This window comes from Pedobacter sp. NO84 (assembly GCF_059703915.1).
In genome coordinates this window covers 2,519,684-2,539,614 of record NZ_AP046575.1, presented here as the reverse complement: position 1 = coordinate 2,539,614, position 19,931 = coordinate 2,519,684, and the positions used below count along the sequence as shown (strand labels likewise).

Here is a 19,931-nt window from a genome sequence, read left to right as displayed (position 1 = left end):
ATTTACGACAACTTATTTCTTCTCTAAGTTCTTTATCTCCTTTTTGGTCATTTCTTTTTGCACTATTTCTGGGGTAATTGCAGCCGTGTAGTATTGTTGAGTACTTAAAATACCATTTAAATTTTCCACAGTGCAGAAATAAGGAGTGATAAAACCATACAAACTTTTGGATTCCTTTAAATTTTTAGGGTTTTCAAAATCCACAGATTTTAGATAGGTAAGCATTAACGAAATACCATATCGTTCACTCGTAATGCTGTTTATACCCAATGCCGTTCCGGGGAATACGGTTTGTCCTTCTTTTACGAAAATACCCTTTTTAAATCCTCTGTAAGTTGCTAAAGACCCATCTGCGTGTTCAACAATTACAACGTTTACTTTGCTAGTATACGACACCGTCTTATTGTCTTCATCGTATAAATCAGAAACACTAACCACAGTTCCTTTTCTAACAGATGTAACCGTATCGGCTTTTTCTGTAAAAAAACGATAGACCTTCCAATCATCAGGGGTAGTTGACCCAAAGTAAGTGGCATTTATAAAACTAGATTCTGCTACCCTTACTTTTTTCCCATTGGCATAGGGAATAGCATAGAGAAATTGAGCATTATATTTAGGCTTAAGTTCGCCCCGTATGTATCTGTAGGTATATGAATATCCAATATTTTGGTCTTTATTTAAGGGAGATAGCGTCAAGAAATTTTCGGTGCTGTTTCTAATTTTATAAATAGGTTCACTTGTTCCTGAAGTATTGGTTAGCTCTCTAAAATTTAATACTACTGTATAGGCACCTGGGGAACGTTTTTCTGCTGAAAAGTCTACACTTCTATCTGTATTGATTTTAGTTTTAACCTCAAGTTCTTTTACCTGTGCAATTGCATTGTTACCCAAGAATTGTATACCAATACATAAGGAGGATAATAGGAATGATGTTTTAGTCATAAATTGATCGGTTTTAATGCCGAAGTTATAATAATATTGTCTATCAAAGAATAGTATTGGCCAATTTGTTACCCCATAAAAATTGTACGCTATTGAACACCTTAGTGCGTTAATGAACAGTTAATAATTTTTTAAAAAGTTAACTAACTGACTATTAGAATATTAAAATTCAATTTGATATTGGCACAAACTTGGTGTTTTTGAGCAAAGTTAAAGTGTTCCAAATTGGTAACCTTTTTCAACTAAGTAGTTGAGGGCCAAGGGAAGGGCATATTGCAAACGGTCAAAAGCCTTTAAACTATCGTGAAATACAATTATTGAACCATTTTGAGTATTTTTGATCACGTTTTGAAGGCATTTTTCTGGTGATAGCTGGGTATCGAAATCTCCACTTAGTAGATCCCACATTACGATTTGCAGTTGGCTCCCGATAGCTATAGGGATATCAGTTGGGAGTTGTGAATTGAAAACTGAAAGCTGAGAATTGAAAACTGATTGGAGACTTTTGATCTGACTTTTCTTAATCCTACCATATGGTGGCCGGAAAAGGTATGTTTGGGTAAGTTCTTGACACTTTAGGAAATTATTTGTGTAGATTTCATCATCGGTTTCCCATCCTTTTAGGTGGTTATAGGTATGGTTACCAATAGAATGGCCATCTTTTTTAATCTGCTCAAAAACGTCAGGATGCTTATGAATATTATGTCCGATACAAAAAAAAGTGGCTTTTGCCCCATGGCTTTTTAAAGTATTTAATACAAAGTCTGTAACATTGGGTATAGGTCCATCGTCAAAGGTTAAATAGACAATTTTATCCTTGCGAGGTTTATTCCAGATTAAAGACGGATAAAACCACTTGAGTAAAAGTGGTGATTTAACTAGGTACATACCCAAAAGTAAACAAATAAAGGGTGTACTTAAAAATTTACAAAATCAATTTAATTGTTTATTTAATATTGTGAAACTAATTTTTATGAAACAAGTTGCCAATTTTAGCTTTTTAACCAAGCTCTCTTTAATCTTTACGCTAACAGCTGTTACTTTTTTTACACAAAATGCCAATGGGCAGCAGGTTATTACCATTCAACAAGCTGTAGACAATACGCTAAAGAATAATCTAACAATTAAACAAGCAGAATTCAGTGCAGCTTTAACTAATGAGGATCTAATTAGAGCAAAGGATGCGTTGTTGCCAACCGTAAACGCTAATATTGGTCCAAATATAACATTCGGTAGGGGTCTAGATCAAACTACTTTTCAGGTAACCAACCAAACCTCTCTTTATACAAGTGGTGGAATAAGCGCAAATGTGGATCTATTTCAAGGCTATTCGAAGATTAACCAGGTAAAGCAACAACGACTTTTTCTTGAGGCAGACAAAACTAATATAGAGAAAATAAAAAACGATCTGATTTTACAAGTGGTAACCGCTTATATGCAGATATTATTTAATAAGGATTTGCTCAGAGCTTCACAACAACAGTTAGAAGTGGCCAAGCAAACATCTAATAGGGAGCAAGCATTATTAGATGCGGGCAATAAGACCTTGGCTGATGTTTCTCAGGCAAAATCTTTAGTTGCCACCGCAGAACTCAATATTACCAATGCACAAAACAGCTTGTCGATTTCTTATCTAACGCTTAACCAGTTAATGGAAATGCCTTCAAATACTCAATTTGAGGTTCAGGCGCCACTTGTGGGTACGGATGGTACCGTGTCGAGCAGTCAAGATGTAGCTGAAGTATACGCAAGTGCATTAAAAACTTTTCCAGATGTTAAGGTTGCGAATTTGCGTTCGTTGGCATTAAAGCAAGAAATCGACATTGCTAGGGCAGGATATTTCCCAAGGTTGAGCTTTGGTGCGGGCTTGAACAGCTCTTATTCATATCAATTTAATTATTCTGGACTATCTCCCCAACAATCTTTTGCTGATCAAATTAATCAACGTTTCGGACAGAGTGTGGGTATGAGCCTTCAGATTCCTATCTTTAACGGTTTTGCTGCACGTTATAGCGTTCGTAGAGCACAGATTAGTTATCAAAATTCGGTGGTACAAGAGCAACTTGTAAAAAATAATTTAAACAAAGTTGTTTCTCAGGCGGTATTAGATTTAAGGGCAGCCGAAAGTAGATATGTTTCTACACAAAATGCATTTAATGCCCAAAAGGATGCTTTTTATGTAGTAGAGCAGCGCTATAATGTGGGACTGGTAAATTCATTGGATTTTAGCACCGCACAAACCAATAGAAATAAAGCAGAAATAGATATGATCCAAGCTAAATACGATTTGATATTTAGGGCTAAGGTGATCGATTATTATTTAGGCAAACAAATTACATTTTAACTAGTATAAAGCTGAATGACCAAAGCATAAAGCTTAAAGGTAAAAGACCAAGCGAAAATGGATCTTTTGGCACAAACATTAGAACATACAACAAACAACAACAAACAAAAAATTATGAAACTTAAACACATTTTAATTGCCGGTGGTATACTTATAGCACTTTTGGTAGTGGCTAGATTAACTGGTATAATTGGTGGAGAAAAAAATGAGAAGGTAACCGTAGAAAAAGCTGGCGACAAAAAAGTGGTAGAAACTGTTACTGCCAGTGGAAAAATCCAGCCCGAAACTGAAGTTAAATTAAGTTCCGAAGTTTCTGGAGAGGTAACCGAACTTCTGGTAAAAGAGGGTGATGTGGTTAAAAAAGGTCAACTGTTGTGTAAGGTTCGTCCTGATGTTTTGCAGTCTGGGTATGAAAGGGCTGTGGCATCCTACAATTCTCAAAGAGCTAGTGTAGCTGCTTCGCAACAACAGCTGATCCAAAATCAGGCTAATTTTGTAAATTCAGAAGCGATCTATAAACGTAATGTAGAACTATATAATAAAAAAGTGATTTCTGCTGCCGAATTTGACGCAGCCAAAGCGGCCTATTTAACTGCTAAAGCTAATTTAGCAAGTGCAAAAGAAAATGTTACCGGAGCGAAATTCGGTTTGGAACAATCTGGTGCAAATGTAAAAGAGGCTGGAGCCAACCTAGCAAAAACCACTATTTATGCCCCAGTTAATGGAGTAGTTTCAAAACTATCAATAGAATTGGGAGATCGTATTCTGGGTACCTCACAAATGGCAGGAACGGAAATTATGAGGATTTCTAATCTTACCACCATGGAAGTAAATGTGGATGTGAACGAAAATGATATTAACCGAGTAAATGTAGGCGACAGCGCTACGATAGAAATTGATGCATTTGCAGATAAAAAATTCAAAGGTGTGGTAACAGAGATTGCAAGTTCGTCGACAAGTGTGGGTACGGCCTCAAGTTCTGTAGATCAGGTAACTAATTTTTCTGTTAAAGTGCGTTTAATTGCTGACAATGGCGCTATGGAGGGTTCAAAATCATCCACTTCACCTTTCAAGCCAGGGCTTTCGGCTACGGTAGACATCGAGAGTGAAACTACTACAGGTTTGGCGGTTCCAATCCAAGCGGTATTTACGGGTGATGGTAAATCTACGGACCCAATGGCAAGTGCTGGAAATTCAGAAGATATGGACAAGCAAAAATCTAAGCTGTCAGATAAAAAAGTAAAACAATACGTGTACTTATTTGACAGTAAGTTATCGACAGTTAAAAAAGTAGAAGTTACTACAGGTATTCAGAACGACCAGTTTATCATCGTTAAATCGGGGCTTAAAAATGGACAAGAAATTGTATCAGGCCCTTATTCTGCCATTCAGAATAAACTAAAAGATGGAATGAAGGTAGAAAAAACCACTAAAGATCAGCTTTTTACTAGCGAGAAGAAAAAGTAATATCCTAAACAAACTTACGAAGTATGAAAAACTTCGTAAGTTTGAAAATGATTCCAAAAATTGCCATGATTGGTGGCGGAAGCTGGGCTACAGCTATCGTTAAAATACTTTCGGACAATACAACCGAAAAGGAAATTTTTTGGTGGATGCGAAATGAAGATGCAATTTCACACATTAAAAAATTTAAGCACAACCCTAATTATATTAGTTCGGTAGAAATTAAATTACCCGATTCCAATATTTCCTCTGATCTTAAAACAATGATCAAAGAAGTTGATTTTATTGTTTTAAATGTTCCTGCAGCATTCTTAAAAGAAACACTTTCGTCCCTATCACCTGCAGATCTAAAGGGTAAAAAAATTGTATCCGCTATTAAAGGGATTGTACCTGAAGAAAATCTGATTATTGGCGAATTCATGAATCAAAAATTTGGTGTTCCGTTAGCTGATATTTTGGTAATTAGCGGACCTTGCCATGCAGAAGAAGTTGCTTTAGAAAAGTTATCCTACCTAACGATAGCAAGTATGGATATCGAGGTGGCTGCCATCTTCGCCAACCTATTAAATACAAGATCTATTAAAACCAACGTTTCTGATGATATTTTCGGTACAGAATATGCTGCGGTATTAAAAAATATTTATGCTGTAGCCAGTGGCATCTGTCATGGAGTAGGCTATGGCGATAACTTTCAAGCGGTGCTGATCTCTAACGCAATTCGTGAAATCAAGACCTTTGTTGATATCGTGCACCCTATTGATCGCGACATTAAAGAATCAGCCTACTTGGGTGATCTATTGGTTACGGCCTACTCTCAATTTAGTCGCAATCGTACCTTTGGCAACATGATTGGCAAGGGTTACACCGTTAAATCCGCTCAGCTAGAGATGAACATGATTGCAGAAGGATATTATGCCGCAAAATGCATGTATTTAATTAACCAGAAATACAAGGTAGAAATGCCCATTAGTACTGCGGTTTATCTCATTCTATATGAGAATAAGGTACCTAGTATTGAAATGATGGCCCTAACAGAAAAGTTGAACTAATAATCGAATTAGCTAATTATTAAATTAGCTGATTAGCTAATTTACTGTTCAAACAATACTAAGATTTTGTTGTTATTCATAAAATATCAAATATTATGAAAACGAAAAAGATTATATTAGGCTTAGCTGCGATAGGAATGATGGCTTCGATTAGCTTCACTGCAGCTGCACAAGAGAAAAAGACCACAGCTGGTAAAGTAATCCACAAAACTGGAAAAGCGGTAAAAAGTGGTGCCAATAAAACTGCAGAAGTAGCAGTTAAAGGAACTGCCAAAGTTGTTGATGCCAAATTTAAAGGCAAAGTAGCTCCAGATGGATCTGATGTTTATATTGATGGAAAAAACAATAAATATTACATCAACAGTAAAGGAGCTAAAATTTATTTGACTGCTTCGCAGATTAAAGATAAACCTTCTAATTAGTTGTTAATGGTTTGTGGGACACAACCCATGACTTAAAGATAAACCTTCTAATTAGTTGTTAATGGTTTGTGGGACACAACCCATGGCTTAAAGATAAACCTTCTAATTAGTTGTTAATGGTTTGTGGGACACAACCCATGGCTTAAAGATAAACCATCTAATTAGTTTACAGTTTACAGTTGGCAGTTTTCAGTTAACTAACTGCATAAAAAAGCCCTCACAAATTTTTGTGAAGGCTTTTTTATTAACTGAAAACTGAAAACCGTTAGTTAAGAACGGCGTCTTCTTTCTCCGCTTCCACCTTCGCGTCTACCGCTTCCGCCAGCATTACCACCTTTATCGTCGCGTGGACGGCCAGAGAAATCTCTAAAACCACCACCACTGTTTCCGCCTTCTCGTCTGCCGCTAGCACCACCGCTACCGCCAGAACTTCTTCTTTCGCCGCCACCACGTCTTTCGCCGCCGTAACCGCCACCGCCGCTTCTTCGCTCACCGCCAAATCCGCCACCGCCGCCGCCGAAACTGCGCTTGCGTTCGCCACCATCGCCACCGCGACTACCAACTGGTGCGTCGCCGCTTTTTTCGATTCTTACATCGCGATTGTTAAACTTAACGTCTTTAAAATTGGTAAACAACGCATCAACCGTATCGTTTTCTACTTCAATAAAAGAGAATACGCCTTTCAAATCTATTTTACCAACAGATTTACCACTAATTTTTCCGTTGTTGCAAATGAAGCCTAATAAATCACCTCTGGTGAAATCATCAACAGAACCAACATTGATAAACAAACGGGTATAATTGCTATTATCGAAATTTCTAGATCCGCGTTCACCACGATCTCCTCTTTCTCCGCGTTCGCCTCTATCACCACGTTCGCCACGATCATCTGCAGAAGCATTCAGATCAGGAGCATTCGAATAATAATCCAAGAAACGGTTAAACTCTAACGAAGCAAAACGTTTGATTACTTCCTCTTTGCTCAACTCTGCGAATTCGTCCATGATCCGTGGGATATACTGATCTATTTGATCCGTATTTACTTCCACATTGTGTACTTTATGTACAAGGGCAAATAATTGTTTTTCGCAAACATCAAAGCCTGTAGGCAATTCTGCTTTTGTAAATTGTTTGCCAATAATTCTTTCGATCTGACGGATTTTGCCGGTTTCTTTAGAATTAATTATACAGATCGAAATACCTGTTTTACCTGCACGGCCTGTACGACCAGAACGGTGGGTATAACTTTCGATTTCATCTGGCAACGAGTAGTTGATTACGTGGGTTACGTTATTTACGTCGATACCACGTGCAGCTACGTCTGTTGCGATTAACAATTGCATGTTACGATCGCGAAAACGCTGCATCACTTTATCACGTTGTTGCTGCGAAAGATCGCCGTGTAAAGCATCTGCGTTATAACCATCTTTAATCAAATGCTCGGCAACATCCTGGGTATCCAATTTGGTTTTACAGAATACTACGGCAAAAATTTCTGGGTTAAAATCTACAATCCGTTTAAGGGCAGCATATTTATCACGGGCACGAACGATATAATATTCGTGTTCGATATTTACATTTCCTGCATTTTTTGTGCCCATGGTTAATTCTACAGGGTTTTCCATGTAGTTTTTTGCAATGCGACGAACCTCAGGAGGCATAGTTGCAGAGAATAACCATGTTTTTTTATCATCTGGAGTAGTTGATAAAATTTCGTTAATATCTTCTTGGAAGCCCATGTTCAACATTTCGTCGGCTTCATCCAATACTACATATTTAACGCTCGAAAAATCAATGGCTTTACGGCCAATGATATCTAACATACGGCCGGGCGTGGCCACTACGATCTGTACGCCAATGCGTATTTCACGTAGTTGTTGCATAATGTTTGCGCCACCGTAAACGGCAACCACATGTGCATTAGGCGTGTTTTTTGAGAAATTCTTGATGTCGTTTGTAATCTGTAGACATAATTCACGCGTAGGGCACAAAATGAGCGCCTGCGGCTTATTGATCTTAAAGTCTATTAATTCTAACAGCGGCAATCCAAATGCGGCTGTTTTTCCTGTTCCTGTTTGGGCCAAACCAACAAAGTCGTTACTACCTTCTAACAGTACAGGAATAGATTGTTCCTGAATTGGCGTAGGATTTTCAAAACCTAGCTCTTTTACGGCACTAACAACGTCATCACTTATCCCCAATTTACTAAATGGGTTTATCATTATAACATTTTTAATTAAGCCGCAAAGGTACGGTTAATAATCCGTATTTTACTGTGAGTTAGGGAAATAGTTTTTTGCGAGAAATTATTGATTATGAATGTATTGACTATTTGCTTTGTTCCGGAAAACATTGTGTTCCAACCGCACCCCCCTCCATATTCCAATACAATATTGCTTTTATAGAAAATATATCTGCACTTGTCGTTGTAATTTTTAATCTCATCCTGAGTTAAATTTTCGCCAAATAATTTAAAAGAATATTTGCCCATCCCACTTCTTGCAAATCCGATTGTAGTAATGTTACTATTCTCTATAGAAATGCAATGTGCATCAGTGAGTAATTTTTTAATATTTATCAAGGTTGTTTCGTTCCAACCTATGATTTTTAGCATTTTATCCAGTTCAGCAGAACCATATTTCAAGTTCCACTGCTGTTCAAACAAATTCCCATTATCTTTTTTTTGTTCGATTCGTAAGTCGACACTTTCTTTACTGTTAGCGAGTATATTAGGAGAGTTAAATTCTATACTAACTGTAAATCCGCTCGGAACGAACTTTGCATATTCAGTTTGTAGATTTAAAATATTTTGAAAATTAGAATCAATATTTTTAATGAGTTCTTCCTTACTACTCCTCGGCATGGAAATCATAAATAACATAAATTCTTTGGTTGTTTTATCTGCAGATTTGTATTCTTTACCTAGTTGGGCCTGCATTTCTTTAGGGACTTTTTTAAGCAATTCATTGAACAAAGAATCCATGTTTACGGATTTATTAAATCCTTGCGCTCTAGCCGCACAAGTAAATACCGAAACTAAAATTAAGAGGCTTAAAACTTTTTTCATATGTAAGATTTGACCTATGATTACTTATACTATTATTTCGCGCTAGCCAATTTACTAAATCAATCTTGGTTCTAATAGATTGAAGTTTTTATTTCATTAGCGGTAAGTTAGTAGGTTCAAATAGCAGGCCATTAGTACTAATTGGATCCTATTTAATTATTGAGCCCGAAAAAACAGGCCCAAGCAATTAACAACACCTGCAAGGGAATCCTAAACCACAGATAATTAGGGCCTGGGCCATTATTTGTTGCTTTCTGATAATCGACATGCTCCATAGCGGCCTTAATATTTCCTTGCAACGTTAGTACAAAAAAGAAAATAAGCGCATAAGAGGTGATTTCCTGAAACTTTGGAAACAGCAGGCCTACGGCAAAAATGATTTCCATTAATCCCGTAATATAAACTGCCCCTTTCTTAAACGGTATGAAGTCGGGCACCATCATCATCATCCCCTTGGTATATATAAAATGCCCTACAGCGGTAAAGACCAACATCGCCGCCATGGCAATTTTTCCAGAGAGGAAATGAAGGTAATCCCCTGTTTGGAACCGTGTAGCAAATAAGCTGATGAGAAAAACCGTAATCAGAACAAAAAGTGGTTTCATAAGTATCTAAATTCTAAACGGAGGGTTTCAACTAATTTAAATATAAATAAACCTGTTGCAAAAAAGGGGTGATAACAATTATTATTATAACTAAACTGTATTTTTTATAAAAATAAAGTGTTAAGCAGATGGATAGAACAACGGTATAGACCATCGCTATAAGCACATATACTTTCGTGATATCCCAAATCAAGCTTTTAGGGATAAAATCACTAACTATTTGATATTTAACCTGGAATATACTTACGACATTTAAAATTATGGTAACCAGTGCATAGATGAGCGATATTTTTGCTGCTATTTTAAAATTAGATCTTTGGATCATGTAAGTTCAACAAGCTAGCACAGCGATTATTTGTAATCGATCACATAAGTTTTTGTATCTCCTTTGGCAATGTAGATACTATCTTTTAAGTCTATTCTCGCGCCGTTCGATTTTTTGAGGATGCTGAAATAGGTATATTCATTGCCTGCCGTTACCCCAGAAAGTTCTAAGGTCGAAAATGGAGGATCGGTTGAGAAGAAGTAATCGTTGGAGGTTTGTCCGTCTGCTTTGTATAGCCTTATTGGGCCTGCACTGGTAAAATTGGAACTTTTAAAATAGGGTTGACATTCGAAAAAATCAGTAGAAATTTTAGGGCTGAAGTTTTTATATATTATTTTGATGTTTGCCTTGCTCGCGATGTGTGCATTGAAATTAATTGAAGTATCGGGATTGGTGCTCGAAAAATCCCTGAAATAATCGAAATATTCACTACCTTTTCTAACTATAATACTATACCTGCCACTTTTAAGCTCCTTATCCTGGGCTTTAAACGAAAAAGTTAAGGTTCCATCGCCCGCCGTAGTTCCTGTTGAGATTAGTCGTCCGGCATCCCCATTGGGAAAACCGGGCTTGCCCCAAGAAAGTTCTACCGATGCACCGCTAATTGGGGTTTTGCTATCCAAATCTGAACCCACCTTAACCTTAACAATGATACATTTTCCGGTACAGGTTTCGTTAACAGCGGTTTCATTTCTTTTTTTGCAACCTGCAACTGTTAGGCAAATAAAAAGAATAGCTAAAAGCTTAGCAGAGGGTTTAAGAGCCGTTTTCATTTAACCAAGATACAAAATTTGCTTTAACAATCTATTGAACAGGTTGTAAAATTGCCGGTAGTTGGAAGGCACCACCTAAAATTAAGGAATAACAAGATGCCTAGTGGAAATTACCTCAACCGATCAGCAGATTTTAACAATTGTTCATCGTTTTTGATCCCTCTCAAAGCAAGCAGCGAAAAAATAATCGCAATCACCGGTAAAAACATGCCAATACCGTAATTTGCAGCTTCTAAACCGCCGGGAATTCTCTTGGCATACACACTGCACCAAAAAGACAGGCCAATGATCAGCACAATGTTTACCATGATAAACATCTTTTGCATCCGTCTATTTTTAAAGTTGAAAATATTAACGAAAGCCATCAAAGAAACCGCAATTACACTGATGAGCAATGGGAGGAATGACTCAAGTTTTCTTGCCCCCTCACTGGTTTGATATATCCCATCTGCAAATACCTTATATTGGGCAGGACCAATAGTTGCAGTTACCATGGGGATGAAGAGTAGACAGGCAATGGTAATACTTGCCAACAATAACCATATCGATTGTATTCTCTGAATCATAAGCTAATTTTTTTAACAAACTTAGCAAAAGTTGAGCTAAAAAGAAATGAGGTGGGGCAAAGAGCATAGAGCATGAGGCATAGAGCATCATGCTCTCTATGCCCCATGCTCTATGCCTCAACTTTAGGTTAATTAAATTGATAGAAAAACCTATTTTTGCACAAAGTGATCAGCAAAAGATATTTCATAGCATTAAGTTACGATGGTACCACCTATCATGGTTGGCAAACACAACCCAATGGGATAACCGTGCAGGAATGTTTGGATAAAGCAATGAGTATCTATTTTAGGCAAGAAATTACATCTTTAGGATGTGGCAGAACGGATGCGGGAGTGCATGCCACACAGTTTTATGCCCATTTTGATGTTGTTGATTTAAACGAGGAGCTAGTAATAAACGCAGTTACGGGCTTAAATTCGCTTTTGCCCTATACCATAGCGGTAGAGAAGATTTTTCCAGTATCGCCCGAGGCACACGCCCGGTTTGACGCAACAGCTCGGGCCTACCAATATCAAATTCATTTTAACAAGGATCCCTTTAAACTTAATCGCTCTTGGTTGTTTAAAGGTAACCTGGATGTAGAAAAGATGAATTTGGCTGCGCAGGTTTTATTAAAGCACATCGATTTTTCTTGTTTTAGTAAGTCCAACACACAAACATTTACCAACAATTGCAAAATAATGAAAGCAAGTTTTGAATTGGTTAATGGAGCATTGATCTTTACCATTGAGGCCGATCGTTTTTTGAGAAATATGGTAAGGGCAATTGTAGGTACGCTGATTTTAGTAGGAAAGGGCGATATTGATCAAACGGTTGTTGAAGAAATTATAGCAAGTAAAAACAGAAGTAATGCTGGCCAATCTGTGCCCGCATGTGGGCTGTATTTAACCAAAGTGGAATATCCTTATGTATAGCATAGGGCATAGAGCGTGGTGCGTAGGGCAACCCCATGCCCTATGCTCCATGCTCTGCGCTAAAAATTAACTTTATGTCTAAAATAACCGGTGATGCGTTTAATGTAAGCTTACTCAAAAGAGTTTTTGAGTATGTAAAGCCCTATCGGAGTATTTTTAGATGGTCTATTGTACTTACGCTTTCGCTGGCAATAGTTACCCCAGTTAGACCTTTTCTTATAGGCTATGCATTGGACGAATTTATTCTAAAAGCAAATTACAGTGGCCTTGTTGAAGCTACTATTTTAATGATCATCCTTTTGGTTATTCAAACCATTATCCAATATAGCCAAACTTTGTTAACCAATACTTTAGGTCAGTCGGCTATTAAGGATCTAAGGATTAATGTTTTTAACCATATTAGTAATTTAAGGTTAAAGTATTTTGATAAAACACCCATCGGCCAGCTCATTACCAGAACAGTTTCCGATCTAGAAACCATCGCCGATATTTTTTCGGAAGGATTAATTGCCATGATTGGCGATCTCTTACAGGTGGTTGTAATTATTGGATGTATGATATGGAAGGATTGGGAACTCACTATCGTAGTATTGTTACCCATTCCATTTTTATTAATGGCGACACGAATTTTTCAGAAATCGATCAAAGTTGCTTTTCAAGAAATTAGGACCGAAGTTTCCAATTTGAATACCTATCTCCAAGAACACATTAGCGGGATAGCAATTATCCAATATTTTGCTAGGGAAGATCAGGAATACAAAAAATTTAAACAGATCAACTCTAGGTACCGTGATGCGAACATAAGATCAAATTGGTATTATTCTATCTTTTTTCCAGTTGTGGAGCTTATTTCTGCATTGTCTTTAGGACTCTTGATCTGGTATGGTGCTCGGATGATCTTGGCTAAGCCCCTAAATGTGGAACCGGGTACGATTACTACTTTTATTATGCTTATCAACATGTTGTTTAGACCAATTAGGGAACTTGCCGATAAATTTAATACCCTACAAATGGGAATGGTTGGTGCCGATCGTGTATTTAAAGTATTGGATACGCAAGAAACAACAGAAAACACGGGTACCTATGCACCTCCAAAAATGGAAGGCTCGATTAGCTTTGATCAGGTATGGTTTAGCTATAATCAGGATGAAGCGGTTGAAGATGAAAATTATGTGCTAAAAAATGTTTCTTTTGAAGTAAAAGCCGGAAGAACTGTAGCCTTAGTAGGAGCCACTGGCGCGGGTAAATCTTCTACCATCAATATTTTGAATCGCTTTTATGAAATTCAAAAAGGCCAGATCAAGGTAGATGGCGTGGATATCAAAGACTATGAGCTTAATTACTTGAGAAGCAATATCGCTACCGTTCTCCAGGATGTATTCCTTTTTTCTGATACGATTTTTAACAACATTACCCTTAATAATCCAGCAATAAGCATTGATGAAGTAGTTGATGCAGCCAAAAAGGTTGGTGCTCATGATTTTATCGAACGCTTGCCTGGTGGTTATCATTACAATGTGATGGAAAGGGGAGCAACCCTTTCGGCCGGACAGGCACAGTTGATTTCATTTATTAGGGCCTTGGTTTACCAGCCTTCAATTTTAGTGTTGGATGAAGCTACCTCTTCGGTGGATACCGAAACAGAAATGCTGATTCAGACGGCCATTGAAAAATTAATGTATGGTAGAACATCTATTGTAATTGCCCATCGTTTATCAACCATCCAAAAGGCAGATCTGATTATTGTGTTGGATAAGGGAGAGATTAAGGAGAAGGGAACCCATCAGCAACTGCTTAAGAAAGATGGGTATTACAAACGTTTGTACGATTTGCAATTCTCATCAGTTGGGATAGCGAAAGATTGATAAAAATAGTTAGGTTTGGCTATTCATCAAATTTTATTGAAGAGAGCCATACTATTGAGAATGAGTTTTTACTATTTGCTTTATTAAAGCAAGGAGATACATTAAAGCTACCATAGCAGGTGATAACCTAGTAAGGCTTGCCAATCCTAAAAATATTCAAAGCACAAAAAGACTTGATCAAGTTTAACTCGGCCGAGTTTGGAATTTTTACCTCAGGAAAACATCATAGATATTAAACCCTAATTTATTTGATCAGGTAATCGGCGATAGTAGTTGTAACTTCTTTACCACTACTATTCGAAATGGTTTGTGTACCAATTAAAATACTGTTATTTCTAACGGAGATCAATTTTAAGGTAGTTGTTGTAGTGCCTTTAAAAGTGATGTTTTCTCCCGCCTCATCAATGGTATAACTCATTGAAGAAATTAGGATTTTATTTACTCTGTTTACTGTGCCTTCTTTGGTGAAAACTAGGGTATCGATAGGGTTATATTTAATTAAAGTATCTAATTTATCACCAAAGTTTGCATTCGAAATAGTTCGGATATTGTATTTGAGTGGCCACTTTCCAATAATAAAATTCTGAACAAACTCCTGACTAGTTAACTCATCCTTCTTGCAGCCATAAATGCCAATTAAGGTCATTATCAATAGTAGGGCAGAAATTTGTATTCTTTTCATGGCGCTTAGTTAACGGGGTAAAGGTAATAACAAATTAAACATTCTTAGAATTGTTATATTGTTGAATTGTTAAATTGCTCCGACATGATGCAAGGGGAGCCCAACAATACAACAATCGAGCAATACGGCAATTCATATTGTTGAATTGTTCAGGGCATGATGTAGACCAACAATACAACAATCAAGCAATACATCAATTCTGAACTAATATTTATAACTTCAACCCTATATTCTAATTAAATGAAATCGGTTTTCTCTAATTTAACGTTTCAGGTGCTCGTTGCTATTACCTTAGGTGTTGTGGTAGGCCATTTTTGGCCGGGTTTTGCGCCTTACGCAGACGTGATCAGCAAAAGTTTTATTGGCATGATCAGCATGTTGATTGCTCCGATTATATTTTTCACCATTGTATTGGGTATTGCCCATATGGGTGATATGAAAAAAGTTGGTCGGGTTGGGGGTAAAGCATTGATTTATTTCGAAATCGTTACTACGTTAGCCATTGGAATTGGATTGCTCGTAGCTAACTGGATTAAGCCCGGAGTTGGAGTGGTTGCAAAAGCTACCGCTAATGATGCACAAAAACTAACTACTTATACCGAACAAGCCAAAGATTTTAACTGGCTAGATTTTATTGCGCACATCATTCCTAAAAATGTTTTCGAAGCATTTGCCAAAGGCGAAATCTTACAGATTTTGTTTTTCGCGATTTTATTTGGCTATGGGCTGAGTAAACTGGGTGAGAGAGGGCACACGTTGATCGGTACTTTTGATAAAATCTCCAAAGTATTGTTCAACATCATGAAAGTTGTGATGCGGGTAGCCCCAATCGGCGCATTTGGAGGAATGGCTTTTAGTGTGGCTAAATTTGGATTAAAAACATTAAAGCCGATGGCACTATTGATGGGCTCGGTTTATCTCACCTGTTTTCTGTTTATTTTTGTAGTCCTTAATTTAATCTGTAGGTACTATAAATTCAGTTTGTGGCAATATTTAAAATACATCCGTCAAGAAATTCTGGTGGTATTGGGTACATCATCTTCAGAATCGGTATTGCCGAGCATGATGAAGAAAATGGAAGATATAGGTTGTGATAAATCTGTGGTGGGCCTCGTTATTCCAACGGGTTATTCGTTTAACTTAGACGGAACGGCCATTTACCTATCAATGGCAGTTATCTTTTTAACGCAAGTATTTAACATTCCCTTATCCATCGAAAAGCAGTTAATTGTTATGGGTGTTTTAATGATTACCTCTAAAGGTGCTGCAGGGGTAACAGGAAGTGGTTTTATCGTATTGGCAAGTACATTAACTGCACTCAACATCATGCCTGTAGAGCATATCGCTATTTTGTTGGGCGTAGACCGTTTTATGAGCGAAGCAAGGGCCATAACCAACATGATTGGTAATGGAATAGCAACCATTGTAATTGCCAAAAGCGAAAATGAATTTGATGAGCAGAAATATCAAAGGGCAATCAAACCTGCTGCGATAGAAAAGGCAGAAGAAGAGCATTTTTAGATGTACATGAAAACCCTGTTTATACTCATATTGGCGCTCGCTTTTCTTGGCTGTAATCCTACAGAAAAACCTCAAAAGATTAAGAAAAAAGATGCAGTTAAAATCGTTATGGGCGATCGTATAGTTACGAAAGCGGATACTAAAACGATGAAAAATAAAGAGAATTTTAATGATTTGCTTATCGAGATTTATCCTGGTAATGATACCATCCAGTTTTCTAGGAAGCGATTAAACCTGGCATATAAGCTTATTCCGCAGTGTAGAAATGGTGATATGCTCAAAAGTCCCGATATTTCTTACGAAACCCGACCGAGTCCTTTTGATTTTACAGATGAAGAAGAGAAAGATTTTATGATGTTTGGTTGTGAGGTCTGTCAAGACGATTATTTCCTAATGTATTCCTACTTTTTAAAGCAACACAACCTTGGAAAACAAGCAGAAATACATAGGAAAAAATTAATTTCAATTTACAGGCTGATCAATTCAATCCATGGATTGTTAGTACAGGGTGGGACTTTTTTTGGGCACCAGCACAACAGGATATATGCCTACGCAGAATATAGTGTCAATCTGCGTAAAGATTATGATAAATATGATGCGATAAGAGATGATCATCCTGTAGGTCCTAAAAAATCTTTCTTCATCGGTTTTTTAAAACAGTTGGTGATAGAGGATGAAAAATTTAATATGGAAGTTTCTTTGAGCGATAAATCAGAAAGAAAACTTGCATTGATGAAGAAAATCAAGGAGCTCAATGCTTTGATTACCAATCATTTTTATTTGAACCAGGCTCAAGAATTTAACTTCTCACAGTATGTTAACTAGCAATGAACGTGCAGTTCGCAGCTTATCCCCAAAGCTACTGACTTTGTTATCCAACCTGATCGGAGCGAGCATCCGTTAGCTGGCGGATAAAGCGTAGAGCAGGACTGCAATTGCCCAAAAGCTACTGCCATTGTTTTACACAAATTTGCGCCTCGCTTATCGCTTTACGCCAAACGCTCCACTTTTTAAATTATCTTGCATTTGCATTTGAAAATCCATTGCATTTACCTTAGCTTTGCACACACAAAAATAGATATAATGAGTGTTTTAGTAAATAAAGATTCTAAAGTAATTGTACAGGGTTTTACCGGAAATGAAGGTACTTACCATGCTGAGCAAATGATAGCTTATGGTACGAACGTTGTTGGTGGTGTAACGCCAGGTAAAGGCGGTCAGACTCACCTAGACAGACCAGTATTTAATACTGTTAAGGATGCCGTTGATAAAGCGGGCGCCAATGTATCTATTATTTTTGTACCTCCGGCATTTGCTGCGGATGCAATTATGGAAGCTGCAGAAGCGGGCATTAAAGTAATTGTTTGTATTACCGAAGGTATTCCAACAAAGGATATGATTGCGGTAAAATCTTATATAGCTGATAAAGATTGTAGATTAATCGGGCCTAACTGTCCTGGAATTATTACTGCTGATGAGGCTAAAATTGGTATTATGCCAGGCTTTATTTTCAAAAGAGGTACAGTTGGAGTAGTGTCTAAATCAGGAACCCTTACTTATGAGGCAGTAGATCAGGTAGTGAAAGCCGGATTAGGCATAACTACGGCGATTGGAATTGGTGGTGATCCGATTATTGGTACCACAACCAAAGAAGCGGTAGAATTATTGATGAATGATCCTGAAACCAAAGGAATTATCATGATTGGTGAAATTGGAGGTGGAATGGAAGCTGAAGCAGCAAAATGGATCAAGGCAAATGGTACTAAGCCAGTTGTAGGTTTTATCGCTGGTCAGACTGCGCCTCCGGGACGTAGAATGGGCCATGCAGGCGCAATCGTGGGCGGTGCCGATGATACTGCAGCAGCCAAAATGAAAATTATGGCAGAATGCGGAATTATCGTAGTAGAAAGTCCTGCCGAAATTGGCGAAGCCATGGCAAATGCATTAAATAAATAACAAAAGCCTAAAAAAATTATATCGAAGCGTCTCATTATATGGGGCGCTTTTTTTATAGAGGATTACACAGATTGAGAGGATGAGGTAAAAAGAATCCCATCTTTGATTATTTTAACTTAATGAAATCGGTGAAATCTTATAAATCGGTGTAATCATCCGCGAAGCGTACTTTTGGACTTCTAGCTCCTTTCCATTGCACTCCTTCCCTAAAAAACTCTGAGGGGAACGGACTCTCGGACTCATGACTCCCGGAATCTTTTTTGACTTTCGACTGAAGACTCCACTCTGGTTTTTATTTATATTTGTATTAGCGCTAACATCCGAAGTTTTCTATTTAGCGTATATAGAGGTATAAAACTTACACAGATGAGAACAGTAATTCATAAAACATTTTTAGCTTTAGGCCTGTTATTTGCAACAAGTTTGGTGGCATGTGCGCAAAAGCAGGACAATACACCACCATCAAAAACGACAAAGAAAATGGAATGGAATAAATTAACCAAGGAAGAAGAGGATGTAATTGTTCACAAAGGAACAGAATGGGCCGGTACGGGTAAATACGATAAATTTTTCGAAAAGGGAACCTATGTATGCAAGCGTTGTAACGCACCATTGTATAAATCTGATTCGAAATTTGATGCGCATTGTGGATGGCCAGCATTTGACGATGAGATTAAGGGTGCTGTAAAAAGACATACAGATGCCGACGGACAACGTACAGAAATTGTTTGTGCAAACTGTGGCGCTCACCTTGGTCATGTGTTTGTTGGCGAAGGGTTAACCGCAAAGAACACCCGACATTGTGTAAATTCTATTTCGATGGTTTTTGTGCCAGAAAAGAAATAAGAATAGATTTTGATTTCAAATTGAGAGCCTGGCTTAAGCCGGGCTTTTTTGCGTTAAGCGGTTGGCCTTAGGTGTTATGCGTAAAGTGCTTTGAGCTCTTCGCCGCTCCCCGCTCTCCGCCCCATGCTTTTTTTTGTTATATTTGCCCTCCGCTTTTGAACCGAATATGAAACTTCATTGGAAACTTTTACTTTTCTTATGCTTTGCTACCCTTACTGTTAAAGCGCAGCAAACCATCTCAAAGCAACCTGATACTATTGTGAAAACAATCTTCACCAGTTACTATGCTAAAAAGTTTGAGGGAAGAAAAACCACCAGTGGTGAGGTGTACCGGGGTAAAAAATATACGGCAGCCCATTTAACACTTCCGTTTGGCACGATGATTACCGTTAGAAATCTACGGAATAATAAGTTTGTGATCGTTCGTGTAAATGATAGGGGGCCGCATAGCAAGAAATTTTCATTAGATCTTTCCGTGGCTGCAGCCAAAGAATTAGGGATTTATAAACTAGGTTATGCCCGTGTGGAAATCTCCTACGTACTCAAAAAATAGGTGACTACTATTTCTCTTGTTACACCTCATTTTTTA

The 19,931-nt window shown here is 37.6% G+C and carries 19 protein-coding genes; 11 read left to right on the top strand and 8 right to left on the bottom strand.

Features of this window, described 5'->3' with window-relative positions; all coding sequences use genetic code 11:
* Positions 1-12 precede the first annotated feature (12 nt).
* Positions 13-942 carry a hypothetical protein gene (locus AC6H0V_RS11065; RefSeq protein ID WP_497560246.1) on the bottom strand — a complete coding sequence of 310 codons (930 nt, stop codon included), beginning with the start codon at positions 940-942 and terminating at the stop codon, positions 13-15.
* A gap of 210 nt (positions 943-1,152) precedes the next feature.
* Positions 1,153-1,830 (bottom strand): polysaccharide deacetylase family protein, encoded by a 678-nt coding sequence (locus tag AC6H0V_RS11060; protein ID WP_497560245.1) that lies wholly within the window; start codon positions 1,828-1,830, stop codon positions 1,153-1,155.
* An 85-nt stretch (positions 1,831-1,915) separates the two neighbouring features.
* Here AC6H0V_RS11060 and AC6H0V_RS11055 point away from each other — a divergent pair, with 85 nt between their 5' ends.
* The 4 genes from AC6H0V_RS11055 (at position 1,916) to AC6H0V_RS11040 (ending at position 6,221) form a co-directional block, all read left to right on the top strand.
* Positions 1,916-3,286, top strand: coding sequence for a TolC family protein (locus AC6H0V_RS11055; RefSeq protein WP_497560244.1), 1,371 nt, complete (start codon positions 1,916-1,918; stop codon positions 3,284-3,286).
* A 114-nt stretch (positions 3,287-3,400) separates the two neighbouring features.
* Entirely contained in the window at positions 3,401-4,753 is a 1,353-nt protein-coding gene (locus AC6H0V_RS11050) for an efflux RND transporter periplasmic adaptor subunit (RefSeq protein WP_497560243.1), read from the top strand.
* Positions 4,754-4,776: 23 nt separating this feature from the next.
* On the top strand, positions 4,777-5,799 hold the full coding sequence (locus tag AC6H0V_RS11045; RefSeq protein ID WP_497560242.1) for an NAD(P)H-dependent glycerol-3-phosphate dehydrogenase: 1,023 nt from the start codon (positions 4,777-4,779) through the stop codon (positions 5,797-5,799).
* Positions 5,800-5,894: 95 nt separating this feature from the next.
* On the top strand, positions 5,895-6,221 hold the full coding sequence (locus AC6H0V_RS11040) for a hypothetical protein (protein ID WP_497560241.1): 327 nt from the start codon (positions 5,895-5,897) through the stop codon (positions 6,219-6,221).
* A gap of 269 nt (positions 6,222-6,490) precedes the next feature.
* On the opposite strand, the gene AC6H0V_RS11035 is transcribed toward AC6H0V_RS11040, so the two are convergent.
* The 5 genes from AC6H0V_RS11035 to AC6H0V_RS11015 form a co-directional block, all read right to left on the bottom strand.
* Positions 6,491-8,443 carry a DEAD/DEAH box helicase gene (locus tag AC6H0V_RS11035; RefSeq protein WP_497560240.1) on the bottom strand — a complete coding sequence of 651 codons (1,953 nt, stop codon included), beginning with the start codon at positions 8,441-8,443 and terminating at the stop codon, positions 6,491-6,493.
* 14 nt (positions 8,444-8,457) lie between these two features.
* Entirely contained in the window at positions 8,458-9,288 is an 831-nt protein-coding gene (locus AC6H0V_RS11030) for a hypothetical protein (RefSeq protein WP_497560239.1), read from the bottom strand.
* Between the two features lie 152 nt (positions 9,289-9,440).
* Positions 9,441-9,893 (bottom strand): DoxX family protein, encoded by a 453-nt coding sequence (locus tag AC6H0V_RS11025; protein ID WP_497560238.1) that lies wholly within the window; start codon positions 9,891-9,893, stop codon positions 9,441-9,443.
* 351 nt (positions 9,894-10,244) lie between these two features.
* A complete protein-coding gene (locus tag AC6H0V_RS11020) occupies positions 10,245-10,991 on the bottom strand; it encodes a hypothetical protein (protein WP_497560237.1) in 747 nt (248 codons plus the stop codon).
* A 110-nt stretch (positions 10,992-11,101) separates the two neighbouring features.
* A complete protein-coding gene (locus AC6H0V_RS11015; RefSeq protein ID WP_497560236.1) occupies positions 11,102-11,557 on the bottom strand; it encodes a DUF4293 domain-containing protein in 456 nt (151 codons plus the stop codon).
* A 165-nt stretch (positions 11,558-11,722) separates the two neighbouring features.
* Here AC6H0V_RS11015 and truA point away from each other — a divergent pair, with 165 nt between their 5' ends.
* Both truA and AC6H0V_RS11005 read left to right on the top strand, forming a co-directional pair.
* A complete protein-coding gene (gene truA, locus AC6H0V_RS11010) occupies positions 11,723-12,472 on the top strand; it encodes a tRNA pseudouridine(38-40) synthase TruA (RefSeq protein ID WP_497560235.1) in 750 nt (249 codons plus the stop codon).
* A gap of 74 nt (positions 12,473-12,546) precedes the next feature.
* Entirely contained in the window at positions 12,547-14,337 is a 1,791-nt protein-coding gene (locus AC6H0V_RS11005; RefSeq protein WP_497560234.1) for an ABC transporter ATP-binding protein, read from the top strand.
* Between the two features lie 244 nt (positions 14,338-14,581).
* On the opposite strand, the gene AC6H0V_RS11000 is transcribed toward AC6H0V_RS11005, so the two are convergent.
* The gene (locus tag AC6H0V_RS11000) at positions 14,582-15,019 is read right to left on the bottom strand and encodes a hypothetical protein (protein ID WP_497560233.1); all 438 of its coding nucleotides are present in this window, start codon (positions 15,017-15,019) and stop codon (positions 14,582-14,584) included.
* Positions 15,020-15,259: 240 nt separating this feature from the next.
* Here AC6H0V_RS11000 and AC6H0V_RS10995 point away from each other — a divergent pair, with 240 nt between their 5' ends.
* From AC6H0V_RS10995 to AC6H0V_RS10975, 5 genes are all read left to right on the top strand, one after another.
* Positions 15,260-16,540: a dicarboxylate/amino acid:cation symporter gene (locus AC6H0V_RS10995; protein WP_497560232.1), complete on the top strand. Its 1,281-nt coding sequence runs from the start codon at positions 15,260-15,262 to the stop codon at positions 16,538-16,540.
* 6 nt (positions 16,541-16,546) lie between these two features.
* On the top strand, positions 16,547-17,365 hold the full coding sequence (locus tag AC6H0V_RS10990; protein WP_497560231.1) for a hypothetical protein: 819 nt from the start codon (positions 16,547-16,549) through the stop codon (positions 17,363-17,365).
* Positions 17,366-17,623: 258 nt separating this feature from the next.
* A complete protein-coding gene (gene sucD / locus AC6H0V_RS10985) occupies positions 17,624-18,496 on the top strand; it encodes a succinate--CoA ligase subunit alpha (RefSeq protein ID WP_497560230.1) in 873 nt (290 codons plus the stop codon).
* A gap of 366 nt (positions 18,497-18,862) precedes the next feature.
* Positions 18,863-19,342 carry a methionine-R-sulfoxide reductase gene (locus AC6H0V_RS10980; RefSeq protein ID WP_497560229.1) on the top strand — a complete coding sequence of 160 codons (480 nt, stop codon included), beginning with the start codon at positions 18,863-18,865 and terminating at the stop codon, positions 19,340-19,342.
* A gap of 259 nt (positions 19,343-19,601) precedes the next feature.
* Positions 19,602-19,895, top strand: coding sequence for a septal ring lytic transglycosylase RlpA family protein (locus AC6H0V_RS10975; RefSeq protein WP_497560228.1), 294 nt, complete (start codon positions 19,602-19,604; stop codon positions 19,893-19,895).
* Positions 19,896-19,931: the final 36 nt, after the last annotated feature.